The organism is Streptomyces lanatus, assembly GCF_014655715.1.
GTDB classification, from domain to species: Bacteria; Actinomycetota; Actinomycetes; order Streptomycetales; family Streptomycetaceae; genus Streptomyces; species Streptomyces lanatus.
Genome location: NZ_BNBM01000010.1, coordinates 80,122 through 104,451, shown reverse-complemented (window position 1 = coordinate 104,451; position 24,330 = coordinate 80,122). Strand labels below are relative to the sequence as shown.

The 24,330-nt window shown below is 70.0% G+C and carries 25 protein-coding genes; 11 read left to right on the top strand and 14 right to left on the bottom strand.

What is annotated here, in order from left to right:
• Window positions 1-18 precede the first annotated feature (18 nt).
• The 4 genes from IE325_RS25730 (at window position 19) to IE325_RS25715 (ending at window position 3,951) form a co-directional block, all read left to right on the top strand.
• Window positions 19-324 carry an SCO4848 family membrane protein gene (locus tag IE325_RS25730; protein ID WP_506005355.1) on the top strand — a complete coding sequence of 102 codons (306 nt, stop codon included), beginning with the start codon at window positions 19-21 and terminating at the stop codon, window positions 322-324.
• 57 nt (window positions 325-381) lie between these two features.
• Window positions 382-1,686, top strand: coding sequence for a metallophosphoesterase (locus IE325_RS25725; RefSeq protein WP_190072425.1), 1,305 nt, complete (start codon window positions 382-384; stop codon window positions 1,684-1,686).
• 210 nt (window positions 1,687-1,896) lie between these two features.
• Window positions 1,897-3,453: an ABC transporter substrate-binding protein gene (locus IE325_RS25720; RefSeq protein ID WP_190072424.1), complete on the top strand. Its 1,557-nt coding sequence runs from the start codon at window positions 1,897-1,899 to the stop codon at window positions 3,451-3,453.
• Between the two features lie 96 nt (window positions 3,454-3,549).
• Window positions 3,550-3,951, top strand: a complete 402-nt coding sequence (locus tag IE325_RS25715) for an ATP-binding protein (protein WP_190072423.1) — start codon at window positions 3,550-3,552, stop codon at window positions 3,949-3,951.
• Between the two features lie 15 nt (window positions 3,952-3,966).
• On the opposite strand, the gene IE325_RS25710 is transcribed toward IE325_RS25715, so the two are convergent.
• Together IE325_RS25710 and IE325_RS25705 are read right to left on the bottom strand one after the other, a co-directional pair.
• Entirely contained in the window at window positions 3,967-5,433 is a 1,467-nt protein-coding gene (locus tag IE325_RS25710) for a sensor histidine kinase (RefSeq protein WP_190072422.1), read from the bottom strand.
• Window positions 5,430-6,119, bottom strand: a complete 690-nt coding sequence (locus IE325_RS25705) for a response regulator transcription factor (protein WP_190072421.1) — start codon at window positions 6,117-6,119, stop codon at window positions 5,430-5,432. The genes IE325_RS25710 and IE325_RS25705 overlap by 4 nt, the downstream gene beginning before the upstream one ends.
• Before the next feature lie 165 nt (window positions 6,120-6,284).
• Here IE325_RS25705 and IE325_RS25700 point away from each other — a divergent pair, with 165 nt between their 5' ends.
• Window positions 6,285-8,699 (top strand): MMPL family transporter, encoded by a 2,415-nt coding sequence (locus IE325_RS25700; protein WP_190072600.1) that lies wholly within the window; start codon window positions 6,285-6,287, stop codon window positions 8,697-8,699.
• Window positions 8,700-8,717: 18 nt separating this feature from the next.
• Here the strand turns inward: IE325_RS25700 and IE325_RS25695 are convergent, their stop codons facing one another.
• The 5 genes from IE325_RS25695 to IE325_RS25675 all read right to left on the bottom strand — a co-directional run bounded on the left by IE325_RS25695 (window position 8,718) and on the right by IE325_RS25675 (window position 12,120).
• Window positions 8,718-9,494, bottom strand: coding sequence for a TetR family transcriptional regulator (locus tag IE325_RS25695; protein ID WP_190072420.1), 777 nt, complete (start codon window positions 9,492-9,494; stop codon window positions 8,718-8,720).
• 37 nt (window positions 9,495-9,531) lie between these two features.
• Window positions 9,532-10,533 (bottom strand): trypsin-like serine peptidase, encoded by a 1,002-nt coding sequence (locus IE325_RS25690; protein ID WP_229912017.1) that lies wholly within the window; start codon window positions 10,531-10,533, stop codon window positions 9,532-9,534.
• Between the two features lie 166 nt (window positions 10,534-10,699).
• A complete protein-coding gene (locus IE325_RS25685) occupies window positions 10,700-11,167 on the bottom strand; it encodes a thiol-disulfide oxidoreductase DCC family protein (RefSeq protein WP_190072419.1) in 468 nt (155 codons plus the stop codon).
• Window positions 11,168-11,173: 6 nt separating this feature from the next.
• Complete coding sequence (locus IE325_RS25680; RefSeq protein WP_190072598.1) at window positions 11,174-11,581, bottom strand: hypothetical protein; 408 nt, start codon at window positions 11,579-11,581, stop codon at window positions 11,174-11,176.
• A gap of 128 nt (window positions 11,582-11,709) precedes the next feature.
• On the bottom strand, window positions 11,710-12,120 hold the full coding sequence (locus IE325_RS25675; protein WP_190072418.1) for a VOC family protein: 411 nt from the start codon (window positions 12,118-12,120) through the stop codon (window positions 11,710-11,712).
• A gap of 68 nt (window positions 12,121-12,188) precedes the next feature.
• Here IE325_RS25675 and IE325_RS25670 point away from each other — a divergent pair, with 68 nt between their 5' ends.
• Window positions 12,189-12,581, top strand: coding sequence for a hypothetical protein (locus IE325_RS25670; protein ID WP_190072417.1), 393 nt, complete (start codon window positions 12,189-12,191; stop codon window positions 12,579-12,581).
• Window positions 12,581-15,073, top strand: coding sequence for a DUF4132 domain-containing protein (locus tag IE325_RS25665; RefSeq protein WP_229912016.1), 2,493 nt, complete (start codon window positions 12,581-12,583; stop codon window positions 15,071-15,073). The genes IE325_RS25670 and IE325_RS25665 overlap by 1 nt, the downstream gene beginning before the upstream one ends.
• On the opposite strand, the gene IE325_RS25660 is transcribed toward IE325_RS25665, so the two are convergent.
• The 6 genes from IE325_RS25660 to IE325_RS25635 form a co-directional block, all read right to left on the bottom strand.
• On the bottom strand, window positions 15,068-15,835 hold the full coding sequence (locus tag IE325_RS25660; RefSeq protein ID WP_190072416.1) for a LamG-like jellyroll fold domain-containing protein: 768 nt from the start codon (window positions 15,833-15,835) through the stop codon (window positions 15,068-15,070). The genes IE325_RS25665 and IE325_RS25660 overlap by 6 nt on opposite strands.
• Before the next feature lie 156 nt (window positions 15,836-15,991).
• A complete protein-coding gene (locus IE325_RS25655) occupies window positions 15,992-16,753 on the bottom strand; it encodes a succinate dehydrogenase iron-sulfur subunit (protein WP_190072415.1) in 762 nt (253 codons plus the stop codon).
• A complete protein-coding gene (gene sdhA / locus IE325_RS25650) occupies window positions 16,753-18,507 on the bottom strand; it encodes a succinate dehydrogenase flavoprotein subunit (protein WP_190072414.1) in 1,755 nt (584 codons plus the stop codon). Before sdhA ends, IE325_RS25655 begins: the two co-directional genes overlap by 1 nt.
• A 22-nt stretch (window positions 18,508-18,529) precedes the next feature.
• On the bottom strand, window positions 18,530-19,012 hold the full coding sequence (locus IE325_RS25645; protein ID WP_190072413.1) for a succinate dehydrogenase hydrophobic membrane anchor subunit: 483 nt from the start codon (window positions 19,010-19,012) through the stop codon (window positions 18,530-18,532).
• Between the two features lie 5 nt (window positions 19,013-19,017).
• Entirely contained in the window at window positions 19,018-19,398 is a 381-nt protein-coding gene (sdhC, locus tag IE325_RS25640; RefSeq protein ID WP_190072412.1) for a succinate dehydrogenase, cytochrome b556 subunit, read from the bottom strand.
• 188 nt (window positions 19,399-19,586) lie between these two features.
• On the bottom strand, window positions 19,587-20,081 hold the full coding sequence (locus IE325_RS25635) for a 2-oxo-4-hydroxy-4-carboxy-5-ureidoimidazoline decarboxylase (RefSeq protein ID WP_190072411.1): 495 nt from the start codon (window positions 20,079-20,081) through the stop codon (window positions 19,587-19,589).
• 263 nt (window positions 20,082-20,344) lie between these two features.
• Between IE325_RS25635 and IE325_RS25630 the strand changes: the two genes are divergently transcribed.
• From IE325_RS25630 to IE325_RS25620, 3 genes are all read left to right on the top strand, one after another.
• Window positions 20,345-21,952: a beta-N-acetylhexosaminidase gene (locus IE325_RS25630; RefSeq protein ID WP_373315221.1), complete on the top strand. Its 1,608-nt coding sequence runs from the start codon at window positions 20,345-20,347 to the stop codon at window positions 21,950-21,952.
• 100 nt (window positions 21,953-22,052) lie between these two features.
• Window positions 22,053-22,556: a hypothetical protein gene (locus IE325_RS25625; RefSeq protein ID WP_190072409.1), complete on the top strand. Its 504-nt coding sequence runs from the start codon at window positions 22,053-22,055 to the stop codon at window positions 22,554-22,556.
• Between the two features lie 117 nt (window positions 22,557-22,673).
• Window positions 22,674-23,270, top strand: a complete 597-nt coding sequence (locus IE325_RS25620) for a hypothetical protein (RefSeq protein WP_190072408.1) — start codon at window positions 22,674-22,676, stop codon at window positions 23,268-23,270.
• Between the two features lie 12 nt (window positions 23,271-23,282).
• On the opposite strand, the gene IE325_RS25615 is transcribed toward IE325_RS25620, so the two are convergent.
• The gene (locus IE325_RS25615; protein WP_190072407.1) at window positions 23,283-23,777 is read right to left on the bottom strand and encodes a DUF1877 family protein; all 495 of its coding nucleotides are present in this window, start codon (window positions 23,775-23,777) and stop codon (window positions 23,283-23,285) included.
• 166 nt (window positions 23,778-23,943) lie between these two features.
• Here IE325_RS25615 and IE325_RS25610 point away from each other — a divergent pair, with 166 nt between their 5' ends.
• Window positions 23,944-24,327: a hypothetical protein gene (locus IE325_RS25610; protein WP_190072406.1), complete on the top strand. Its 384-nt coding sequence runs from the start codon at window positions 23,944-23,946 to the stop codon at window positions 24,325-24,327.
• Window positions 24,328-24,330 lie beyond the last annotated feature (3 nt).

Genomic DNA, 24,330 nt, shown 5'->3' with positions numbered 1-24,330 from the left:
AACGTACATGCCGTTGCCATGGAAGTCCCGCTTCTGTCCCCACCCCGCCCGGAGGACCGGATACGCGACGGCGATACTGAACTCATGAAGCTCAGCCGCCCCGTCTCCTGGTTCCTGCTCGCCTTCGGGGTGTGGAGCTGGGTCATCTGGGTCACTTTCGTCAAAAACCTGATCAAGGACAGCAGCGGGCTCGCGTTCGACGACGGCCACCCCACGGCGTACTTCTGGGTGCACCTGCTGCTCGCCGTCGTCTCCTTCGTATTGGGGACGGTCGTCGGCGTCATCGGGTTGCGTTCAGTGCGCGCACTGCGCCGGACGTCATAGGAACTCGGCCAGGTCCCGGGACGTTCACTCGTCACGCAAGGGAAAGGGAACGTCCGCGTGGTCATCGTCTTCGCGCTCGTCGCGCTGCTCGTGCTGTCCGTCGTGGTGGCGGGCAACTGGTGGGTGTGGCGCCGTCTGTTCCGCGACACGACCCGCGGTCCTGGGTTCGTGCGCCGCGCGGGCGTGGTGGTGATCGCCGGTGGCTGGGCGCTGACGGTCGGCGCCCTCGTCGCCGAGCGCTCGGGCGCGCCGTTCTGGCTCCAGCAGGTCCTGGCCTGGCCGGGCTTCCTGTGGCTCGCGCTCGCGCTGTACCTGCTGCTGGGAGTGCTGGCAGGTGAGCTCGTACGGCCCCTGCTGCGCCGGTGGCTCGACCGGCGGGCGGGCGCCCAGGAGACCGTGGCCGAACCGGAGCCAGAGCCGGAGCTGATGTCGGCGGGAGTGACACCCGCCACATCACCGGCACCGACGACCGCCGGGCCGACGACGACCACCCCGGACTCCGCACCCCCCACGCCCCCCGAGCGCCCCCTCGCCACCCCCACCCGCCGTCTCTTCGTCTCCAGAGTCCTCGCCGGCGGCGCCGCCGCTGCCGCCGTGGGGACCGTCGGCTACGGCACCTACGGCGTGCTGAACGGGCCGACGGTGAAGCGAGTCACCGTCCCGCTGGCCAAGCTCCCGCGCGCGGCGCACGGCTACCGGATCGCGGTCGTCAGCGACATCCATCTGGGCCCGGTTCTCGGCCGCAGCTTCGCGCAGAAGGTCGTCGACACCATCAACGGCACCCAGCCCGACCTCATCGCCGTGGTCGGCGACCTGGTGGACGGCAGCGTGAAGGATCTCGGCCCGGCGGCGGCCCCGCTCGCCGGGCTCCGCGCACGGCACGGCGCGTACTTCGTCACCGGCAACCACGAGTACTTCTCGGGCGCCGAGCAGTGGGTCGAGGAGGTGCGCCGCCTGGGCCTGCGCCCGCTGGAGAACGCCCGCACCGAACTGCCCCACTTCGACCTCGCCGGTGTCAACGACGTCTCGGGCGAGAGCGAGGGCCAGGGCCCCGACTTCGGCAAGGCCCTCGGCGACCGGGACAAGGCACGCGCGTGCGTGCTCCTCGCCCACCAGCCGGTCCAGATCCACGACGCCGTCGACCACGGCGTCGACCTCCAGCTCTCCGGCCACACCCACGGCGGCCAGCTCTGGCCCGGCAACCTCGTCGCCGGCCTGGCGAACCCCACCGTGGCCGGTCTGGAGCGGTACGGCGACACGCAGCTGTACGTCAGCCGGGGCGCGGGCGCCTGGGGCCCGCCCACGCGCGTGGGCGCGGAGTCCGACATCACGGTGATAGAGCTGGCGTCCCGTCAGGCCTGAGAGCGTGCCCCCCGACTCTGTGAACGGCCTGTGAAACCTGCCGGAAACACCCGTAGGTAAGTTCTTTCCCATGTCGCCAGAATCCTCTTCCCCCTGATGAAACCCGTGTGATTAGGTGTGGCCGCCACTTAGGGGAGTGGCGGAAAACCAATGGGAAAAATCCATTGCTCATGCGGGGGCCCTTCGCGGGCCTGGGGAGAGGGCACACCCATGCGTTCGGTTCGCATGCGGATTCTCGCGACGCTGCTGGTGCTGGCGGCCGTGGGAGTGGGCGGCTGGCAGCTGTTGCCGTCGCAGCAGGACGACGACAGCACCATCACGGTCGGCACGACGGACGCCGTGACATCGCTCGATCCGGCGGGCGCCTATGACGCCGGTTCCTGGGCGTTGTTCAACAATGTCTTCCAGTCGCTGATGACCTTCGAGCCGGGCGGCGTCACACCGGTGCCCGACGCGGCGCAGAACTGTGGCTTCGACGGCACCGATCTGCGCACCTACCGCTGCGAGTTGCGGGAGGGACTCGCCTTCCCCAGCGGGCGCGCCATGACCGCCCAGGATGTGAAGTTCTCCTTCGACCGGGTCAAGCGGATCAAGTCGGACGTCGGCCCGTCCGCTCTGCTGGACACCCTCGCCTCGGTGAGCGCGAGCGGCCGGACGGTCACGTTCCATCTGACGTCGGCGGACGCCACGTTCCCGCTGAAGGTCGCCACCGGGGCGGGCGCCATCGTGGACCGGGAGAAATATCCGGCCAATGCCCTGCGGTCCGACAACGCTGTCGATGGCACCGGCCCGTACACCCTGACCTCGTACACGAAGGACGAGAAGGCGGTCCTCGCCCCCAACCCGCAGTACAAGGGGGCCGTGGGCACCGGTCATCCCGTCGAACTGCGGTACTACGGCGACGCGGACGCCCTCGACGAGGCCTGGAAGGCGAAGCGGATCGATGTCGCCACCCGTACGCTGCCGCCCGAGGTCCTCGCCGGTCTGAACGCCGCCGACCCGGGCCAGCGCGTCTCCGAGGCCGACAGCTCCGAGATCCGCAATCTGTACTTCGACACCCGCGCGAACTCGCCGCTGCACGACGTCCGGGTCCGGCAGGCCATGGCCTGGCTGATCGACCGCGAGAGGCTGGCCGCCACCGTGTACAAGGGCACGGTCGACCCGCTGTATTCGCTGATCCCGACCGGCATCACCGGCCACACCACGTCGTTCTTCGACGCGTACCCCAAGCTGAGCGCCGCCAAGGCCCGCGTCCTGCTCTCCGAGGCCGGTGTGAGCCTGCCCGTCCGCTTCACCTACGGCTATGGCACCGGACGAGGCGCCGCGGCCGCCGAGGAGGCCACGGAGCTCAAGCGGCAACTGGAGGCGAGCGGCCTGTTCAAGGTCACCGTCAAGGGCTACGAATGGACCGACTTCCAGAAGCGCTGGGCCGGCGGCAAGCTCGACGCGTACGCCGTCGGCTGGGTCGCCGACTTCCCCGACCCGGACACCTACGGCGGCCCTCTGGTCGGGAAGGGCGCCACCATGAACACCGGGTACAGCGACAAGGCCGTGGACCAACTGATCACCTCCAGCCAGCAGTACGCCGACCGCAGCCAGGCCACGAAGGACTTCCGCTCGCTTCAGGCGGCCGTCGCCCGCGATGTGCCGGTGATCCCGTTGTGGCAGGCCAAGGAGTACGTCGTCGCCAGCGAGGCGGTGGGCGGTGGGCAGTACCTCTCCGACGGCACCGGTGTCTTCCGCCTCTGGCGCCTCACCCGTATCTGACGCGATCTCGCGGCCTTGACAATCCCCCTGGTGATGCAAGGGGGGCGCCCCGCGCTGCACCATGTGACGGAGGTGTGCGTGGGGTGAGGAGCAAACGTGTTGAGACGCAACGCCTTCCGGCTGCCCCGGCATCCGGCGTCGGTCGGGCTCGCCCGGCGCCGGGTCCGGGACCACCTGGCCGACTGGGGGCACGGGCCACGGGATGCGGCGCTTCAGGACGCGGTGCTGCTCGTCTCCGAGCTGGCCACCAACGTCGTACGCCACGGCCCGCTGCTGGAGCGTGAGTTCGAGGTCGCCGTGACCGCGCTCGCCGACGGCTCCTGTCTGATCGAGGTGTCGGACGAGGGCCAACTGGAGCCGCGGCTACGGGTGGTGGGGGAGTGGGAGGAGGCCGGGCGGGGTCTGCATCTGGTGGAGAACCTGGCCGCCGCTTGGGGGGTGTGGAGCAGGGGACGGCACGGGAAGACGGTGTGGGTACTGGTGCTCGCCGAGGCCTGAGAGGGGGCCCGGCCGTTACGACCGTGAAGCCGTAGGCAGCGTCACCGTCACCGCCAGCCCCTCACCCGGCGCGGTCCGCACCGCCACCTCCCCGCCGTGCGCCTCCACCACCCCCTGCACGATCGCCATCCCCAGCCCGCTGCCCGCACCCCCGCCGGCCCGGAAGAACCGGTCGAAGACCCGCCCCGCGTCCTCCTCGCACAGCCCCGGCCCCTTGTCCTCGACCCACAGCCGTACGGCAGCGTCGACCCGCTCCACGCCCAGCCGCACCGGCACATCGGCGGGGGTGTGGGTGCGGACGTTGCTCAGCAGATTGCCCAGCACCTGGCGCAGCCCCGACTCGTCGGCGCGCACGAGCAGGGTGCCCTCGGCGCCGACCGTGAGGGGCCGCTCCGGCTGCTGCACCCGAAGATCCTCGGCGGCGTCGCGCACCAGCCGGCTCAGGTCGACGTTGCGGAAACGCAGTTCGGGCCGCTGGTCGAGCCGGGCCAGGGTGAGCAGCTCGTCGACGAGGCGCCCCATGCGGTCGACCTCGCCGTTCATCCGGTCCCAGGCCCGCTTGCGCTCGGCGGGCTCCGTCAGCATCCCCCGTTCGTACAGCTGGAGATAGCCGCGTATCGCGGCCAGTGGGGTGCGCAGTTCGTGCGAGGCGTCGCCGACGAAGCGGCGCAGCTGGGACGCGCTGCGCTCGCGCGTGCGGTGCGCCGACTCCACCTGGTGGAGCATGGTGTTGAGGGCGACCCGGAGCTGTTCCACCTCAAGGGTCGAGTCGCGGCTGAACGGGATCCGCCGGGTCAGATCGCCGTCGGCGATGGCCGACGAGGTCTCCACCATGTCCTCCAGCGGCCGCATCCAGCGGAGCACACTGATCATGGTCAGACAGGCGAGCAGCGCCAGCAGCAGGGTGCCGACGGCCAGGTCCATCTTGAGCGCCTTGCCCATGCCCTCGTGCAGCCCCTCGGTCGGCACGGCGATCAGCACGATGGTGCCGTCCGACAACTGCGCGCCGACCATGCGGTAGCGGTCGCCCTCGACCCGTACGTCCCTCGGGTCCTCGGCCGCCGCGAGGGCCACCGGGTCCTTCGCGGCGGCGGCCAGGGCGTGCTGGCGGGGTGTCGGCGTCAGCGGGCCCAGGGCCACCGGCTGCCCGGCGGAGTCGACCGCGACGTACACCATGCTCGGGCTCGGCAGCGGATCGGTGTCGCGGGCGCCGCCGTCGGTGAACTTGTCCAGCGCGACGCCCAGTTCGCTCAGCGACTCGATCTGGCGCAGGGTGAAGCCCGCGTGCCCCAGGGTGGAGCGCGCGCTCTTCAATTCGCTGTCGACCTTGTCGAGCAGATAGAACCGCGCGGTCATCAGGCTGACCGCGGTCGCCACGACGATGCCCAGGGCCAGCAGCGCCACGTTCGCCAGGGTCAGCTTGCCGCGCAGGGAGTGGATGCCACGGCGGCGGCCGACGCGGGAGAGCCAGGGGAGCCTCATGCCAGCCCGTATCCGACGCCGCGCCGCGTGGTGATCACCGGCGGCCCCAGGGCGTCCAGCTTGCGCCGCAGATAGCTGATGTAGGTCTCCACGACGGTCGACTCGGGCGGTGTGTGCTCGTACTGCCAGACATGGCGCAGGAGTTGCTCCTTGGGCACGATCCGGCCGCCGTTGCGCACCAGGAAGCGCAGCAGGGCGTACTCGGTGGGGGTGAGCTCGACGGTGCGGCCCGCGCGGCGCACCGAATACGTCGTCTCGTCCAGCTCCAGGTCGCCGTAGCTGAGCGGCGGTCGCTGTGTCAGTACGTCGGCGGGGCGCGTGCGGCGCAGGACGGCCGTCAGCCGGGCGATGACCACGTCGACGTCGAACGGCTTGGTGATGTAGTCGTCGCCGAAGCCGAGGGCGCCGACGATCTCGGCGGGCGCGTCGCGTGCGGTGAGGAAGACCAGCGCCAGATCCGGGCGGCGCTCGCGCAGTTCACGCCCGAGGGCGCGGCCGTCGCCGTCCGGGAGCATGACGTCGAGCAGCGCCGCGTCCGGGCGTGTGCGCTCAGCCAGGGAGAGCGCCTCGCGGACGGTGCCCGCCGTCATGACCTCGAACCGGTGGTAGCGCAGGGCGATGGAGAGGACGTCGGCGATGCTCTCCTCGTCCTCCACGACCAGCACGGTGCCAGAACCCGTCGTCATGCCCCCAGTATCGGCGGGCCCACTGACAACGGGGTGGGCCCGCGCTTTGGAGTTCCTTGAGAGTCATGGCCCGCGCATGCCCACGCGTGCGTGCCGACGCCAATGCTGTTGCCCAGGACCTGGGGGACCATCCGAACCGAATAAGGAGCGTTGAGCGTGGCGGCATTGGCACGGTGGTGCTATCGGCACCGGCTGGTGGTCCTGTTGCTGTGGTTGGGGGCACTGTTCGGCCTGGGCGCGGCGAGTTCGAGCGCCGGGACGAACTACGCGAACGACTTCTCCCTCCCGGACACCGACTCGGCCACCGCGTACGCCCTGATGGAGAAGGCCTTCCCGGAGCGCGCGGGCGACACCGACATGGTGGTGTGGAAGGTGGACGAGGGGTCCGTACGGGACGACTCCGTGCGGACCCGGATCGAGCCCGCCCTGCGGGAGATCGGGCGGATGAAGGGGGTCGGTGAGGTCACCGACCCGTACGCGGCACAAGGGGCCGCGCAGATCAGCCGGGACGGGCGGATCGCGTACGCCCAGGTCACGTTCACCGAGCAGGCGAACGCGATCCCCAAGGAACTGATCGAGGACGTCGTCGACAGGGCGCAGGCCGCGGAACAGGGCGGACTCCAGGTCGAGCTGGGCGGCCAGGCCGTCGCGCGCACCCAGGAGCCGCCGCAGGGCATCGCGGAGGCGGTCGGCATCCTCGCGGCGGCGGTCGTGCTGTTCCTCGCGTTCGGGTCGCTGTTCGCGATGCTGCTGCCGATCGTCGTGGCGATCGCGGGCGTCGGCACCGGCATGATCGCGACGATGCTGATGAGCCATGTCACCGACGTGCCCGAAGTGGCCCCGTTGCTCGGCTCACTGATCGGCCTCGGCGTCGGCATCGACTACGCCCTGTTCATCGTCACCCGGCATCGGCGCGGCATCCTGCGCGGGATGAAGCCGGAGGAGGCGGCCGTGACCGCCCTCAACACCTCGGGGCGCGCGGTGCTGTTCGCGGGCGGCACGGTGTGCATCGCCCTCGCCGGCATGCTGGTGATGAACATGCGGTTCCTGGACGGCGTGGTCGTCGCCACCTCGCTCACCGTCGTCCTCAGCGTGCTGGCCGCGATCACCCTGCTGCCGGCCCTCCTCGGCCTGCTCGGGATGCGGGTGCTCAGCCGCCGGCAGCGGCACCGGCTCGCCGTGGCGGGACCGGAACCGGCGGAGGCGAGCGGGCTCGCGGCGCGCTGGTCGTCGTACGTCCAAAGGCGCCCGCGTCCGGTCGCGGCGCTGGCCGTCGTCGTCATGGCGATCCTCGCGATCCCCGTGCTGTCGCTGCGCCTGGGCGCCACCGACCAGGGCAACCACCAGGAGTCGACCACCACCCGCCAGGCCTACGACCTGCTCGCCGAGGGCTTCGGGCCCGGCTTCAACGGGCCCCTCCAGGTTGTCGTGGAGGGCGACGCGCCCGCCGGTCTGGTCGACGGCATCCGGACGACCGAGGGTGTCGCCCAGGCGGTCGCCCTGCCGCCCGCCAACGACGTCACGGTCATCCAGGTCGTCCCGACGACCTCACCCCAGTCCGAACAGACCGACCAGCTCATCGACCGGCTGCGCGACGACGTGATCCCGCGGGCCGGGGCCGCCGAGGCCCATGTCGGCGGAGTGACGGCCGTCTTCAAGGACTTCGCGGCGGTGACGGCGGACCGGCTGCCGTACTTCGTCGCGACGATCATCGCCCTCGGCTTCCTGCTGCTGATGGTGGCCTTCCGCTCGCTGGTGGTGCCGCTGACGGCCGCCCTGATGAACCTCATCGCGGCCGCCGCGTCCTTCGGTGTCCTGGTGGCGATCTTCCAGTGGGGCTGGGGCACGGAGCTGATCGGCGTCGGCAAGGAGGGCCCGATCACCTCCTTCCTGCCGGTCATCATGCTGTCCCTGCTGTTCGGCCTCTCCATGGACTACCAGGTGTTCCTGGTCAGCCGGATGCACGAGGAATGGGTGCACACGAAGGACAACGCGCGCGCGGTGCGCGTCGGCCTCGCCGAGACCAGCCGGGTCATCAACTCCGCCGCCCTGATCATGATCTGCGTGTTCAGCGCGTTCGTGCTGAGCGGCGACATGGAGGGCGCGATGGCGGGCATCGGACTCGCGGCGGCCGTCGCCCTGGACGCCTTCATCCTGCGTACGGCACTGGTGCCGGCCGCGATGCACATGCTCGGCAGGTCCAACTGGTGGCTGCCGGACTGGCTGGAGAAGCGGCTGCCGCATCTCGCGGTCGAGCCGAAGGAGGAGGCGCCGGCGGCCGAGGAGGAACCGGTCGGCGAGGGCCGCTCCTCCGTCGTCCACGGCTTCATCCGCACCCCCGACGGCGAACCGGTCGAGGGCGCCGCCGTAACGCTGCTGACGCAGGGCGGGCGCCGCCTCGACGGGGTGTCGTCCCTGGCCGACGGCTCGTACATCGTCTCGGTGCCGGCGCCGGGCACCTATCTGCTGGCGACGAGCGCCGAGTCGTACGGGTCCCGGGCCGGGCAGGTGGTGGTGACGGACGGGCCGCTGGTGCACGACGTGGAGCTGGCCGAGGGAGAGGTGGACGCCGTCAACTGAAGGGCGCCGGAGGCGGTTTCAGGGGCGCTCGTCCTCGGCGGACGCCCCCTTGCCGGAAGGCCCCTTCTTCTTGGCCGGGTCCGGGATGGCGTTCGTCATCCCCGGCAGGAAGTCCGTGAACAGCTCATGCACCTCGCGCACCAGGGGCCGCAGCACCCGGAACCGTGCCAGGGACACGCCCCGCGCGGTCAGCCGGGCGCCCCGCTCGGCGAGCCGGTAGCTGCGCTCGCGGCCCTCGGTGCGGTCGAAGACCCAGTACAGGACGAGGCCCATCTGGGAGAGCCACATCAGCTCGGGCAGGACGTCCCGCAGTTCCTCGGGCACCTTGGTCTTCGTCGCTCCTGCCAGCACCTCCCGGTGGATGGCGATGGCCTCCACGCGCGCGTGCTCCGACTCGGCGGAGAAGGGGCTGAGCGGGCTGTCGGGATCGGCGGCGTTCTTGAAGAACTGCACCGCGAACTCGTGGTACGGCGTGGCGATGTCCAGCCACACCTTCAGCACACCCGCGAGGCGTGCCTCCAGGTCGGTCTCCCTGGCCAGGACGCCCCGGATCGCCGCCCGGTGCTCGGCGGCGATCCGGTCGTAGAAGCCCTGGATCAGATGTTCCTTGCCCGCGAAGTAGTAGTACGCGTTGCCGACCGAGACCCCGGCCTCCTGGGCGATCGCCCGCATGGTCGTCTTGTCGTAGCCCCGTTCCTGGAACAGCCGCATGGCTGTCTCCAGGATCAGGGCACGGGTCTGCTCGGACTTGGTGGGCGCGTCGCCCTGTTCAGGGCGGTCGTTCTTCGAGGACACGGAACGAGAGCCTAACGAGTGCCGTTTCGGCCGACCGTCAGGAGGCCTGTGCCGTCTGGTACAGGTTCTGGGCGTCGGCCCCGAAGTACGGGCCGTACATCCGGGTCGGCAGGAAGTTGTACTTGAAGCTGTTCACCGAGGACAGCAGGCCCTTGCCCGTGGCCTCGTCGAACTGCGTGAACCAGGGGCCGCCGCTGGCGCCGCCCGTCATGTCGCAGTTCATGCCGTGGTCGTTCGACAGCAGGAAGTCCCGGTCGGTGGTGCCGCTGCAGTAGATGAACTTCTCGCCGTCGTACGGGTCGGCGGCCGGGAAGCCGAAGGAGTACATCCGCAGGTTGTAGCCGGTGTTGAAGGCCAGCCCCTGCCCGCCCACGACGTCCGTCAGGAGCTTGCCGTCCAGCGGGGCGACGACGGCCGCGCCGACGTCGTAGTTAATGTCCTCGCTCGCCGTCCACTGAGGTGTGGACAGGGTCTTCGACGCGGTCCAGCGGCCGTGGGGGGCCTGTCCGTCGTGGTAGCCGGGCACGAAGACCCAGTTGGTGTGCCAGGCGCCCTCCAGCTTCACACAGTGCCCTGCCGTGATGACGGTGCTCTTGTTGTTGCTGGTGACGGCATTGCCGGAGCAGGACGCCGTACGGCCCTGGTAGGTGAAGAAGACGCGGCCCGCCGTGGAGACGACCGCGCCGCCGCCGGTCCACTGGCCGCCGCCGTTCGGGAAGGCCGTCGGGCCGATCTCGGTCGGCGTGGTCGGCGCGACCTTGGTCGCCTGCCCCTTGAGGGGCGCCGCACCGCCGTCGAAGTGGCCGTCGACGGTGACCAGGTCGAGCGGAGTCGCCGCGCGCATCCGCTCCGCGGTCCAGAAGTCACGGGCCTGCTGCTGTGCGCCGGCCGGGACCGAGCTGACGCCGGTGGAGGTGCCGGGCTGCGGCGCGGCGCCCGCGGGGGTGGCGAGGGCGCCTGTGGTGAGCAGTGCGGTGACGCCGACCAGGGCGCCGAGGACGGAGCGGGGTATGCGGGGTATGCGGGGTATGCCTCTCACGCGGACTCCTTCTGCGATGGGGGGACCGGGCGACCGGACGGCCGCCCGGCAGCCGACAGCCGGTGCGAGTGCGCAGGGTGAACCTGGGGCAGCGTGCCAATCCCAGCGGGGTTTTGGAAGGGCGCGTCCGGGACGGAGTCCGAAAGGGAGCCGTCCGCGCCCGGCCTCACCGTGTGGTCGTACAGGTACCGTCCCCACAGCCAGGCGGGTTGTACGCCCAGCCCCAACTCGGGTCGTACGACCATCCGTCCTGCGCCCGATAGGACCGACCGCCCCTCTGACCGCCGCGCCAGTTCGCGGCGGCGAGCACGGCCCCCTTGGCGACCAGTGCCCCGGCCGGAGTGCTGAGGCGATGCGCGAGTCCCCTGTGCTCGCGCAGCGCCCACAGCGTGACGATCCAGGCCGCGCTGCCCCTGTAGACCTGCCCGGCGTCGCCGACGACGGTGATCTCGTCGAGGGTGGCGCCGTGGTCGAGCCCGGGGTAGCGCCGCCGGGCCTCCTCCGACCCGGCGGGCACCATCTCCAGGGGCACCAACTGGGGCTGCTTCACGAGCCAGTCCCGCAGGAAGGTGCACAAGGAGCACTGGGCGTCGTAGAGGACGGTGAGCCCGCGCACCGCGTACCCGGCGGTCATGTCGGCTCAGGCCCCGGCCGACGGAGCGGCCCAGCCCTGCGGCGGGACCGGCGGCACCTGCTCGCGCTCCATCGCCCCGCGCCGCCGGATCTTGTTGAGCACATAGACGTTGCCCAGGTGCATCACGCCGAGCACCAGCAGCACCACGCCGAGCTTGGTCGACAGGGCCTCGAAGACGCCTCGGGTGTCGAGGACGGTGTCGTCGTCGCTCAGATACAGCGCGACGAAGCCGAGGTTGACGAGGTAGAAGCCGACCACCAGCAGGTGGTTCACGGCTTCGGCGAGCTTCTCGTTGCCGCGCAGCACATCGGCGAGGAAGATGCGCCCGTTGTGGCTGAGTGTGCGGGCCACCCAGACGGTGAGCGCGATGCTGACGACCAGGTAGATGACGTAGGCGATGACCGTGCGGTCCATGGCCTCCCCCTTCTTGAACACGTTCAAAACGCTGACAGGGAAGACTGTAGACCCTGTCTTTGAACATGTTCAACTCAATGAGGGCGAGGTCCGGTGAGGCCTGCGTCACGTCCGGGGCGGCACTCCGGTCACGGTCTGCGTCCGAGCTCCGGCCGTTTGGAGTAGTCCGTGAATCCGACGATGTTGCCCCAGGGGTCGGCGATCTCGACGGTCCAGCCGGTGGCCACGGAGAAGGGTGGGTCGAGCGTCTCGATCCCCGCGTCACCCAGCTTCCGCGCCGCCGCCCGCGCGTCCGGCACCTCCAGCCACAGGCGGGGCGAGGGCCACGGCGGCGGCCGGTGCCCCAACTCGTCCTCCTGGCGCAGCAGGAGGCCCGGCGTCTCGCCGCCGACCTTCAGCAGGGCGATCCCGGCCTCGTCGAGCCGGAACCCGACCGTGAACCCGGCCCGCTCGTAGAACAGGACGGCCTCGGCCAGGTCGCCGACCGGCAGCAGCACGTTGTCGAACCCGAGCAGTTCGTACGACTCGTCATCTGACATACCGTCAGAGTAAGGCGATGATCGGCCGGATCCGGTGATTGTCAGTGCCGGATCGTACTGTCGTTGGCATGGGAATCGTGAGGTTCGTCGACGAGACGACGAGTGGGCGCCGCAGCGACGGCTGGGGGCTGGAGATCGCCGAGGAGCGGCTCACCGTGCGTGAGCTGATCCGCCGCCGCGTGTTCCAGGAGGTCGCCGAGTACAACGCGCGCACACCGGAGGTCTTCCAGGGCCTCGTGCAGCCGAAGGACGCCGAGCGCGTGCTGAACGGATACGCGATGCGCGAGGCCCGCCGCATAGACCCCGAGGCGCAGACTCAGCAGGCGCTGAAGGCCTTCGCGGGCAACGGCTTCCTGGTGCTCGTGGGGGACCGTCAGGTCACCGACCTCGACGACGAGATCGAGCTCGCACTCGGCACCGAGATCACCTTCCTCAAGCTCGTCGCCCTGGTGGGTGGCTGATGGCACTCTCGACTCCGGAGTACCTCCAGCTGGTCGACGACGCCCTCGGCCTGGTCGCCGCCGAGGACGCCGAGCGGCTCGTCCCCGAACTCCTCGCGCTGATGGCGACGACCGACGGCAAGTGGCGCCGCGAGGGCCACCAGGTCGCCCAGGCGGTCGTCGCCGCGGACGAAGCCTTTCAGGCGCGGCTCCTGCACGCCCTGGCCACGCGCTACGACGAACTGGAGCGCGGCACCGCCGGGCGCCGCCATGTCGTGAATCTGCTCAACAGCTTCCGGCTGATGCGGGCGGCCGTCGAGGGACAGCCCCCCGACACCCGCACCGCGCTGATCGGAGTGATCGCGGACCAGGACGTCCACCATGACACGAGCGGGCTCATCCGGCTCGCCGATCAGGAACTCGCCGACGGGCGGGAGCTGTCCGCCGAGTTCGTCGCCGTGATCCGCCGCTCGTATCTCACGGTGTACAACGGCAAGAAGCTGCTGGGGGAGCTGGTCGCGAGGCTCGACGGCCCCGCAGTGAACCCCGGTGAGGCATGGTCCGACCGCGCCCTCGCCGACGCGGACGAACTCGGCGACGACTGGCGGCGGCTGCTCGCCCACGCGGCCACCGCGACCTCCGCCCGCCCGTCCGCCAAGTGGGACCGGACAGGACGCGCGCTGATCGTGCCGCTCGACGCCGACGAAGTGCGCGAACGGCTGCTGTCCTGGCTGCGCCTGGCGGGCCGGCCGCGCACCCGCGACCTGCTCGTACCGGCCTACGGCCCGAATCCCAACGCCACCTTCGACCCTTACAACGCCGACGCCCTGCGCGGACTGACCTGGCTGCTCTCCCTGCTGCCCGCGCACCCCGAGACCGCCCGCACCCTGGGCGCCCTCGCCGAGACCTCCCTGCGCAAGGTCGCGGGCCTCGGCCCCGTCAACCCCAAGGTCGCCAACGCCGCGGTCATCTCACTGGCCCGCATCGACGCCGAGGCGGCCCTCGCCGAACTCGCCCGCCTGGTCACCCGAGTCACCTTCAAAGGCACCCTGAAGGTCCTCAACACCGAACTGGACGCCCGCGCCCAGGCGCTGGGCCTCGCCCGCGAGGAGGTCGAGGAACTGGCCGTACCGGCCTACGGCCTGACCGAGGTGGGCCGCGCCGAGCACCGGCTCGGCGAGGTCACCGCCCTGCTCGAAGTCCATGGCGCCAAGGCGGTGCTGAGCTGGCGCAATGCGAGCGGCAAGGCGGTCAGGAGTGCCCCCGCCGCCGTACGACGCGACCACTCCGAGGAGCTGAAGGAGCTCAAGGCCGCGGTCAAGGACATCGACAAGATGCTCTCGGCACAGAGCGAGCGCCTGGACCGCCAGTTCCTGGCCCGCCGCACCTGGCCGTACGCCGCGTGGCGCGAGCGCTACCTCGACCACCCGCTGGTCGGCACCCTGGCCCGCCGTCTGCTGTGGACGGTCGACGGTACGGCGGTCGGGTACGCGGACGGTGAGCTGCGGACGCTGGCCGACACACCGGTGACCGACGGCACGCACATCGCGCTCTGGCACCCCGTCGGCCAGGAGCCCGCCGAGACCGTCGCCTGGCGGGACTGGCTGGAGCGGCACGGCATCACCCAGCCCTTCAAGCAGGCCCACCGCGAGGTGTACCTGCTCACGGACGCCGAGCGCGCGACGGGGACGTACTCCAACCGCTTCGCGGCGCACATCCTGCGCCAGCACCAGTTCCACTCGCTGGCGGCGATCCGGGGCTGGCACAACAAGCTGCGCCTGGCCGTGGACGACGAGGCGCCGCCCGCCGTCCGGGAGCTGCCGCAGTGGGGCCTGCGCGCCGAGTACTGGATCGCGGGGGACAGCGGCGAGAACTACGAGGACATCACCGAGTCCGGCAGCTTCCTGCGGCTGCGCACCGACCAGGTCCGCTTCTACCCGATCGACGCCCCGCAGAACTCGGCGCACTGCTCCGGCGGCGAGTACCGCATGTGGCTGCGCGCCGGCGAGACCCCGGTCGAGCCGCTGTCCCTGACGGACATCCCGCCCCTGGTCCTCTCCGAAGTCCTGCGCGACGTCGACCTGTTCGTCGGCGTGGGCAGCGTCGGCAATGACCCGACCTGGCAGGACGGCGGCCCCGAAGGCCGCTACCGCGAGTACTGGACGTCGTACGGCTTCGGCGAACTCGGCGCGAGCGCACAGACCCGCCGGGGCCTGCTCGAACGCCTGATACCGCGGCTGGCGATCGCCGACCGCTGCACCATCGAGGGCCGCTTCCTACAGGTGAAGGGCGACCGCCACACGTACCGGATCCACCTCGGCTCGGGCAACATCCTCAGGACACCGCACGACCAGTACGTGTGCATCGTCCCCAGGTCCAGCCCGGCCGCGACCCCGCAGACGGGCTATCTGCCGTACGAGGGCGACCGGATGCTCGCGGTGATCCTGAGCAAGGCGATGATGCTGGCCGACGACCTGAAGATCACGGATCCGACGATCCTCAGCCAGCTATGAGCAGGACACCCGCCGCGTACTCACCGCGATGTCGTCCATCCGGATGTCGTACGACAACGGCGAAGGGTCGGCCTGGTACAGCTGCCAGCCCAGCTTCAGTTTGTCGAATGTCGGGAAGATGAAGGGATCCGATGTGCCACCGTGCTGGTTCGTGGAGACGGTCAGGTCGGGCTGCTCGACGCCGTCGAAGTAGACCGTGACGCGATTGTCGGCGGCGTCCAGGTGGAACTCCACGCAACTCCACTTGCCCGCCTTGGCCGGCGCGGAGGTCTTCCAGGACGTCCAGTCGCCCGTGGGCCCGAGATCGGAGCCGACGCCCCAGAAGTTGCCCTTGTCGGTGGGGGCGTACTGGCCGCCCAGGGGACGCACGAGGGTCGGAGAGTCCGAGCCGGACGCCTCGGCGATCGTCCAGTGCGCCCAGTCGGGGGCGGTGGGGAAGGCGTCGACGCGCAGGCGCATCCGGGCCCAGTAGCTGTTGCCGGGAGCGGCCAGGCCGGGGAAGACCAGGAAGGCCCGGCCGTTGCTCTCGGTGTGGAGGCGGAGTTCGCGGCCCTTGGCGTTGGCGGCGACGGTCAGGGTGCCGTTGGAGGTGTCGGTGCTCCAGCCGGGGCCTTCCGTCACCGGGCCCAGGGGGAGGCGGTCGAAGTTCTCCCTGGCGAGCATCCCGTAGGAGGCGGGGGCCGCCGAGGCGGTGGGGGGTATCGCGAGCAGTACGGCTGCCGTGGCCGACAGAGCCGCGGCCGCTCTTCTCAGGAGTGCCATGAGCGGAGTCTGACTTGAAGTCTCAACTACCTCAACTGCCTTTCAGGCCACAGGCGTTGAGGACGGCGTGAAGCGGGGGGAGGTGAGACAGCGAGGGCCCCGTTTCCCGGTCATGAATCCGGAGAACGGGGCCACATCACCGTAGAGGAACCGTGCTCAGAAGCGGCGCGTGATCAGCGCCTTCTTGACCTCGGCGATCGCCTTGGTGACCTCGATACCGCGCGGGCAGGCGTCCGTGCAGTTGAACGTCGTGCGGCAGCGCCACACGCCGTCCTTGTCGTTGAGGATCTCCAGGCGCTGCTCGCCGGCCTCGTCACGCGAGTCGAAGATGAAGCGGTGCGCGTTGACGATGGCGGCCGGGCCGAAGTACTGGCCGTCGTTCCAGAAGACCGGGCACGAGGAGGTGCAGGCGGCGCAGAGGATGCACTTCGTCGTGTCGTCGAAGCGCTCACGGTCCTCGGCGGTCTGGAAACGCTCGCGCGTCGGCTCGTTGGTGTCCTTCGTGATGAGGAAGGGCATCACATCGCGGTACGCCTGGAAGAACGGCTCCATGTCGACCACGAGGTCCTTCAGGACCGTGAGGCCCTTGATGGGCTCGACCGTGATCGGCTTCTCAGGGTTGATGTCCTTGATCAGCGTCTTGCACGCGAGGCGGTTCTTGCCGTTGATCCGCATCGCGTCGGAGCCGCAGATGCCATGGGCGCACGAGCGGCGGAAGGTCAGCGTGCCGTCCAGGTCCCACTTGATCTTGTGGAGACCGTCGAGGACGCGCTCCTTGGGGTCGATCTCCAGCTGGAAGTCTTCCCAGGTGGCCTCGGCCGAGACTTCCGGGTTGAAGCGGCGGACCCGGAAGGTGACCGTGATGTAGGGAGACGCGGCGGACTCGGCCTCCACCTTGTCCATTACGGGGGTAGCCATCAGTACTTACGCTCCATCGGCTGGTAGCGGGTCTGGACGACCGGCTTGTAGTCGAGACGAATGGACTCCGTGCCGTCGTCGCCGACCTCGCGGTACGCCATGGTGTGGCGCATGAAGTTGACGTCGTCGCGGTTCGGGTAGTCCTCGCGGTAGTGACCACCGCGGGACTCCTTGCGGGCGAGCGCGGACACGGCCATGACCTCGGCGAGGTCGAGCAGGTTGCCCAGCTCGATGGCCTCGAGCAGGTCCGTGTTGAACCGCTTGCCCTTGTCCTGGATCGAGACGTTCTTGTAGCGCTCGCGCAGCTCCGCGATCTTCTCGACCGCCGTCTTGATCGTCTGCTCCGTGCGGAACACCATGACATTGGCGTCCATGGTCTCCTGGAGCTCCTTGCGGAGCACGGCCACCCGCTCGGTGCCCGTCGACGTGCGCAGGCGCTCGACCTGGTCGATCACCAGCTGCGCCGGGTCCTCGGGCAGCTCGACGTACTCCGCCTTCTGGCTGTACTCCGCCGCCGCGATGCCGGCCCGGCGGCCGAACACGTTGATGTCCAGCAGGGAGTTGGTGCCGAGACGGTTGGCGCCGTGCACCGACACACAGGCGACCTCGCCGGCCGCGTACAGACCCGGGACCACCGTGGTGTTGTCGCTGAGGACCTCACCCTCGACGTTCGTAGGGATGCCGCCCATGGCGTAGTGCGCGGTGGGCTGGATCGGGATCGGGTCCGTGTAGGGCTCGATACCGAGGTAGGTACGGGCGAACTCCGTGATGTCGGGCAGCTTGGCGTCCAGCTGCTCCGGCGGGAGGTGCGTGAGGTCCAGGTAGACGTGGTCGCCCTCGGGACCGCAGCCGCGGCCCTCACGGATCTCCGTGTAGATGGAGCGGGACACGACGTCACGGGACGCGAGGTCCTTCATGACCGGCGCGTACTTCTCCATGAAGCGCTCGCCGTCCTTGTTGCGGAGGATGCCGCCCTCACCACGGGCGCCCTCCGTCAGCAGGATGCCCATGCGCCAGATGCCGGTCGGGTGGAACTGGAAGAACTCCATGTCCTCCAGCGGCAGACCCCGGCGGTACACGGCCGCCTGGCCGTCACCGGTCAGCGTGTGTGCGTTGGACGTCACCTTGAAGAACTTGCCGGTGCCGCCGGACGCGTAGATCACGGCCTTCGCCTGGAAGACATGGATCTCGCCGGTGGCCAGCTCGTACGCCACCACACCGGCCGACCGCTTCACGCCGTCGACCTCGGTGATCAGCTGGTCCAGGACGTAGAACTCGTTGAAGAACTCCACGCCGTGCTTGACGCAGTTCTGGTACAGCGTCTGGAGGATCATGTGGCCGGTGCGGTCGGCCGCGTAGCAGGACCGGCGGACCGGCGCCTCGCCGTGGTTGCGGCTGTGACCGCCGAAGCGGCGCTGGTCGATGGTGCCGTCCGGGGTGCGGTTGAACGGCAGGCCCATCTTCTCCAGGTCGAGGACGGAGTCGATGGCCTCCTTCGCCAGGATCTCGGCGGCGTCCTGGTCGACCAGGTAGTCACCGCCCTTGACCGTGTCGAAGGTGTGCCACTCCCAGTTGTCCTCCTCCACGTTGGCGAGCGCGGCGGCCATACCGCCCTGCGCGGCACCCGTGTGGGAGCGGGTGGGGTACAGCTTGGTCAGCACGGCGGTGCGGCTGCGCTTCGTGGACTCGATGGCCGCGCGCATGCCCGCGCCACCGGCGCCGACGATGACGGTGTCGTACTTGTGGATCTTCATGGTGGTTGCCTCAGCCCCGTGCCTAGCGGATGTTCGGGTCGAAGGTGAAGATCACCAGCGTGCCCAGCAGGATGGTGAACACCGTGGCGGTGTAGAGCAGGCCCTTCAGCCACAGCCGGGTGTTCGCGCGCTCCGCGTAGTCGTTGATGACCGTGCGCAGGCCGTTGGCGCCGTGCAGCATGGCGAGCCACAGCATCAGCAGGTCCCAGACCTGCCAGAACGGGGACGCCCAGCGGCCGGCCACGAAGGCGAAGCCGATCTTGGAGACGCCGCCGTCCAGCACCAGCTGGATCAGCAGGTGGCCGATGACGAGGACGACCAGCACGATGCCGGACAGGCGCATGAACAGCCAGGCGGCCATCTCGAAGTTGCCCCGGGTGGACTTCGGGGTCTTCTTGGTGCGCTTGCGCGGGGCCTCGATGTACGGGGCCGGGTTGTCGACGTTGTAGAGGGACTCGCCCTCGACCGGGCCGATACCGGCGGCGGTCTTCTCAGTGGTGGACATTCGCGTCAGCTCCCGAACAGTTCCTGAGCGGCGTGGCCGAGGACGGGGTAGATCGCCCCGAGCATCAGCACCAGCCAGAGGCCGACGACGGACCAGAGCAGCTGCTTCTGGTAGCGCGGGCCCTTCGACCAGAAGTCGACGGCGATGACGCGCAGGCCGTTGAGCGCGTGGAACAGGATGGCGGCGACGAGGCCGTACTCCAGCAGCGCGACGATCGGCGTCTTGTACGTGGCTACGACCTTGTCGTAGTCCTCTGGGGAGACACGGACGAGAGCGGTGTCCAGCACGTGAACGAACAGGAAGAAGAAAATGAGGACGCCGGTGACTCGATGAGCCACCCAGGACCACATTCCTTCCCGGCCGCGGTACAGCGTTCCAGCCGGCACGGAAGTTCCTCCGGGAGCGGGGATTGGGGCCGCGCCGGCTTGTGCTGTCGGTCGGGCCCGGCCGGGTACGGTCCACCGGCCCTCAGCATCGTATCCATGGGGCGGCGGGCGGCTTACCGGGGGCTGGGGTATGTGATCAAACTGGCACGCGGATGGGGTATTGGCGGCTAAAGGGGTGGGGTGTTCGGTTATTTGCCGGATGTCGCGCCGTTGGGGCTGGTCGCGCAGTTCCCCACGCCCCTTAGAGCCTTCACCAGACGTCCCCTTGCCAGGCGCCGTAGTTCCTCTGCCGCCACCACCCGCTCGTCCTCCGGATCGTTTGCCAAACGTGATCGGATTCCCGCCAGTACCTGATCCAGGCTCTCCGCATGGGACAGGCCGTCCAGGCAGATAATGAAGGCGTGTCCGAATTTGGCCTCATACGCGGCGTATGCGGCGCTCAGTGCCGTATGGGCTGCGGAGTACGCGCCCTTGGGCAGTACAGGCAACGTTTCTTCCGCCAGGGCCTCCGCCAGATCGCGCGGCGCCAGGTCGTAGGCCGCCTCGTCGGAGGCCGCGAGGAGGGCGTCGACATCGGGGTAGGGGCGGTGGGCCGTCAGGCGTTCGGCCCAACGCGGGCTGTGCAGACAGTCGAGAAGGAGCGCGCGGGCGTCGTCGGCAGGCGCGATGTTGAAGGCGTCCATGACGGTGGGCAAGGACGGTATGGCCACTCGGCCGGGAAAGTGTGTGGGCGTCACGTGGGTTTCGGCAGGGGAAATTGGGGGAGGAGTGGCGCCACGTTACCGAGTGTGGGCATGACGTGTCCGACGGATGCCCGAATTTCAGTCGAACGGGAGAGTTTCGGAACGTGTGGTGGACGGCCTACGGCGCTCGCAGGGCCTAGGTTGGCGCCGTGAGCAGGCACAGGCGCCGGGCACCGGCGAAGAGGGCGCTGAAGCAGACGTGGGTGCTGATCGTCGCGGTGGTCGTCGTGACGGTCGCGGCCGGGGTGAGCCTCGGGCTCCTGGCCAGTGGGGACGACGGAGAGTCGTCCGGTTCGGAGCAGCAGGGGTCCGCGGCGACCACGTCGCAGGCCGCCTCCCCGACCGGGCCGCGCGGCAATCCGACCCCGTCGCCCACCCGGTCGTATCCGCTCTCCAAGGCGCCGCAGATCATTCCGGCCGTGGACTCCCACACCGCCGCCCGCGGGCCCGGCTGGCGTCCCGCGCGCGGGGAGCGGGTCGTCGTCAGCGACACGGAGCTCGCCGACGAGGGGAAGCTCATCGCCGGTGAGCTGGGGCTGACGTACGCCGGGCGGAAGAACGACGTGCGGGCCGGGGATGTGCGGCTGGCGCTCGGTGACGGCGAGGGCGGGAATCCCGAGTCGTACTCCATGACCGTGCGCGGCGGGCGGGTCGCGATCAGCGGGCCCGGTGAGGCGGGCGTCTTCTACGGGACCCGGACCCTGAAGCAGGCGGTGCACGACGGGCGTACGGCGCCGGAGGGCGTCGTGCGGGACGGGCCCGCCAAGCCGGTGCGCGGGTTCATGCTCGACATCGCCCGCAAGTACTTCACCGCGGGCTGGATCGAGGACCGGGTGCGCGAGCTCGGTGACCTGAAGTTCAACCAGCTGGGGCTGCACTTCTCCGACGACCAGGGGTTCCGCATCGCGTCCTCCTCGCACCCCGAGATCGTCTCGCAGCAGCATCTGACCAAGGCGCAGGTGCGGAAGATCGTCAAGCTGGCGCAGAGCCGGCACATCCAGGTCGTGCCCGAGATCGACTCGCCGGGGCATCTGGGCGCCGTCATCGCCGCGCACCCCGATCTTCAGCTGCGCAATGTCAACGGTGCCGCGACCCGGGGCGCCATCGACATCTCCAAGCCCGAGTCCGCCGAGATCGTCGACGATCTGCTCAACGAGTACGCGGGGCTCTTCCCCGGCGACCAGTGGCACCTCGGCGGCGACGAGTACCAGGCGCTGGTCGTCTCCAGCCCCGAGGCGTCCTACCCGCAGCTCGCCACCGCCGCCCGCGAGGCCTACGGCGCCGGCGCCACCGTCGCCGACCTCGCCACCGGGTGGCTCAACGACCGCGCCGCCACCGTCCGCACCCACGACCGCACACCGCGCGCCTGGAACGACGGGTTCTTCCGGAACACCAAGGTCCAGCCCGACAAGGACATCCAGGTGGCCTACTGGACCGGCAAGGAGATCGGGGCCCGGGCGCCGGTGGAGTATCTGAGCACGGGCCGCAAGGTCATCAACTACAACGACGAGTTCCTCTACTACGTGCTCGGGGAGCCGCAGACCTTCGTCTATCCGACCGGCGAGCGGATCTACGAGCAGTGGACGCCGCGGGTCCTGCGGGGGACGACGGCCGTGCCCGCCAAGTACGACAGCCAGATCCTCGGCGGGTCCTTCGCCGTGTGGTGCGATCTGGCGAACTCCCAGACCCAGGCGCAGGTCGCGGCGGGCATCCGGATGCCGCTGCGGGCGACGGTGCAGAAGCTGTGGGACGCGGGTAAGCCGCAATTGACCTGGGCCGAGTTCAAGGCGCTCGCGGACCGGCTGGACTGAGCTGTGGATTGGGCTGTGGATTGACCCAACCGGCTGCGAACCCCTGTGCGAATGTGGTGTATTCGGCCCAAGCCAACCGATCAAGCTGGGGGAACACGGGATGGGCTACTGGGGGTACTTCGTCGTGGGGCGCGGGACGCGGCCACTGGCGGAGCTGGACGCGCTGGCGGGCGCCGAGGGGATGACCCTGCGCGAGGAGGCGCCGGGCGGATGGCAGGTGTGGGAGTACCCGAGCAGCGGCGGTGACGTCGGGAGCATGAACACCCTGGCCGAGGAGACGGGCGCGCCCGCGCTCTTCGGGTACGTCATGGACAGCGACTGTGTGGTCGTGGAGGCGGCGGCGCCGGAGAGCGGGGCGTGGACGACCTGTCTGGCGCGGGCCGCCATGGCCGGGTATCTCGGCGGCTCCGACGAAGGGCTCACGCTGGAGGACTACTTCCTCGAACCGCCCGACGCCGCCGAGCGGGCCGCCACCTGGGCCGCCGAGGCCGGGCACGAGGTGAACGCCGAGTCGCTGATCGACGTACTCACCGCTGAAGCGGACCCTTTGGCCGAAAACCTCTTCTTCCGGCTGCTCGACAGGCTCGGGGTCGTCCCGCTGTGACACTCCCGGGTCGTCGCACGCAGTAAGGGGAGGTGTGGCCTCCGTAAGGGACAGGGCCTGCCAGGGGCCTGTGCGGGGGCCCCGACCCTCACAGAAGACCCGCTTAGGGAGGCTTGGATGAGCCTGGTGGAACTGATCGCTCAGGCTGATGAACGCGGACTGGCCGCCAGCGGGTTGGCTTGTTTGGATCGCTGCGTGCCCTTGCTGGGCGGGGACGACGAGGTACTGCGCCCGCTGTGGGCGAACCTCGCGTCCGGCGGGGAACCCGCCGAGTGGGGCGAGCTGCTCGATCAGGTGCGCGGCAAGCTGGGCATCGCCGAGGTCATGGACGACGAGGACGTGGAGGACGAGGCCGCGCTGCTCGCCCGGCGGATGCTGGCCGCCGCCCCCGCCGTACGGTCCGCCGGTGAGGCGCGGATCTGGGCCGACGCCTGCTCGGTCGCCTCGCTCCAGATACACCGGCTGCTCGACCCGGCCGAGGACGACACACCGGCCGAGGAACTGAGCTCCGTCCGCGCGGTCGGGGCGCCCGTCGCGGGGCGCCAGGAGGGCATGTCGCCGCTCGTCGCCGCCGAACTGCGCCGCCAGGTCAGCGTCCTGGAACTGCTCGCCGGGCATGGCGCGGGCGGACTGCGCCGGGCGCTGGAGGTCTCCACGGAGGGGCGGCGGGTGCTGCGGGCCGTGGTGTCGAGGCGGGCCCGGGGGAGGGGCTGACGTCCGGCGCGGTCAGGTCATCAGCCATTTCACCACCGCGTCCCCGTAGTCGGCCGTCTGCTCGTAGAACGCGGTGAGGTCGCGGTGCGTCGCCGCGAACAGGCCGCGCGCCTCGGGCTCGGTGTCCGACATGCCGTACGGGCGCAGCAGATGGGTGCGGGTGCCGCGCCACAGGTCGTCGAAGTCGGCGCCCCTGAGGAACTCGGCGACCCCGGTCACCTGGGACGCGGTGAGCAGCAGGAACGGCGGCTGGGCCGGGTCGTTGTGGAAGATCGGGCGGCCGCCGAGGACGACTTGGGTGCGGGGGCCGTCCGAGGTGTGGTTCGGGGGGATGCCGCAGTAGAGGATCTCGACGTCGCCGTACAGCTTGTCGAGCACCTCCTCGCGATGGCGGCCTATCCGCTCCCGCACGGTGTCCCAGTCGTCCTCGAACAGACGCTGGAACCAGGTGGCGCTGTTGCGCAGGGCCGAGGGCGGCACCGCGCGCAGATGGAAGTACATGCTCATCAGTGACTGGAGCGCACGGAAGCGGCAAAGCGTCACTCCCGCGTAAACCTGGTTGTCGGGGGAAGTCCTGTGACTGTCGTGGGCGCGGTGGGGCGGTCCTGCGCCGGTCCGGGAAAGCCCCCGGATCCCGAGTGACGATTCGCAGGTCGGGCGCGCTCTTCGGGATGTGACGACTCAAGCGGAGACCAGGCCCGCAGCCGCGACCAAGCCGGTGCGGTGGGCGGCGGACGCGGTGGCGACGATGCGCGAGGGGGCCCGGCTGCGGCTCGACTACTCGGCGCAGAGCCTGTGGCGGGTCGACCGCATGATCGAGAGCCTGCGCCAGGAAGGGACGCCGTACCCCGCCGTGGAGAACACGCTGCGCGGTTTCGGCGCGTACGCCGGTGAGGTGATCGCCCGTCAGACCGGCGCCGAGTGGTGGGCGTCGGGCGGCGACCACTGGATACGCACGCCCGACGGGCGGCTGTGGGACCCGATCGACGAGGCGCGGCGGTGTTTCACGGGCGACGGGTCACTCAGGTTGCTGTGCCGGGACGCGACGAGGTCGTAGGCG

What these genes read in the sequence shown, in the direction of transcription:
- IE325_RS25635 (WP_190072411.1), bottom strand. Translation starts at nt 20,081, where the DNA reads ATGGACGCCTTCAACATCGCGCCTGCCGACGACGCCCGCGCGCTCCTT.
- IE325_RS25620 (WP_190072408.1), top strand. Translation starts at nt 22,674, where the DNA reads ATGAGCCTGGTGGAACTGATCGCTCAGGCTGATGAACGCGGACTGGCC.
- IE325_RS25680 (WP_190072598.1), bottom strand. Translation starts at nt 11,581, where the DNA reads ATGGACCGCACGGTCATCGCCTACGTCATCTACCTGGTCGTCAGCATC.
- IE325_RS25675 (WP_190072418.1), bottom strand. Translation starts at nt 12,120, where the DNA reads ATGTCAGATGACGAGTCGTACGAACTGCTCGGGTTCGACAACGTGCTG.
- IE325_RS25665 (WP_229912016.1), top strand. Translation starts at nt 12,581, where the DNA reads ATGGCACTCTCGACTCCGGAGTACCTCCAGCTGGTCGACGACGCCCTC.
- IE325_RS25720 (WP_190072424.1), top strand. Translation starts at nt 1,897, where the DNA reads ATGCGTTCGGTTCGCATGCGGATTCTCGCGACGCTGCTGGTGCTGGCG.
- IE325_RS25625 (WP_190072409.1), top strand. Translation starts at nt 22,053, where the DNA reads ATGGGCTACTGGGGGTACTTCGTCGTGGGGCGCGGGACGCGGCCACTG.
- IE325_RS25615 (WP_190072407.1), bottom strand. Translation starts at nt 23,777, where the DNA reads ATGAGCATGTACTTCCATCTGCGCGCGGTGCCGCCCTCGGCCCTGCGC.
- IE325_RS25730 (WP_506005355.1), top strand. Translation starts at nt 19, where the DNA reads ATGGAAGTCCCGCTTCTGTCCCCACCCCGCCCGGAGGACCGGATACGC.
- IE325_RS25660 (WP_190072416.1), bottom strand. Translation starts at nt 15,835, where the DNA reads ATGGCACTCCTGAGAAGAGCGGCCGCGGCTCTGTCGGCCACGGCAGCC.
- sdhA (WP_190072414.1), bottom strand. Translation starts at nt 18,507, where the DNA reads ATGAAGATCCACAAGTACGACACCGTCATCGTCGGCGCCGGTGGCGCG.
- IE325_RS25710 (WP_190072422.1), bottom strand. Translation starts at nt 5,433, where the DNA reads ATGAGGCTCCCCTGGCTCTCCCGCGTCGGCCGCCGCCGTGGCATCCAC.
- IE325_RS25655 (WP_190072415.1), bottom strand. Translation starts at nt 16,753, where the DNA reads ATGGCTACCCCCGTAATGGACAAGGTGGAGGCCGAGTCCGCCGCGTCT.
- IE325_RS25685 (WP_190072419.1), bottom strand. Translation starts at nt 11,167, where the DNA reads ATGACCGCCGGGTACGCGGTGCGCGGGCTCACCGTCCTCTACGACGCC.
- IE325_RS25705 (WP_190072421.1), bottom strand. Translation starts at nt 6,119, where the DNA reads ATGACGACGGGTTCTGGCACCGTGCTGGTCGTGGAGGACGAGGAGAGC.
- IE325_RS25645 (WP_190072413.1), bottom strand. Translation starts at nt 19,012, where the DNA reads ATGTCCACCACTGAGAAGACCGCCGCCGGTATCGGCCCGGTCGAGGGC.
- IE325_RS25670 (WP_190072417.1), top strand. Translation starts at nt 12,189, where the DNA reads ATGGGAATCGTGAGGTTCGTCGACGAGACGACGAGTGGGCGCCGCAGC.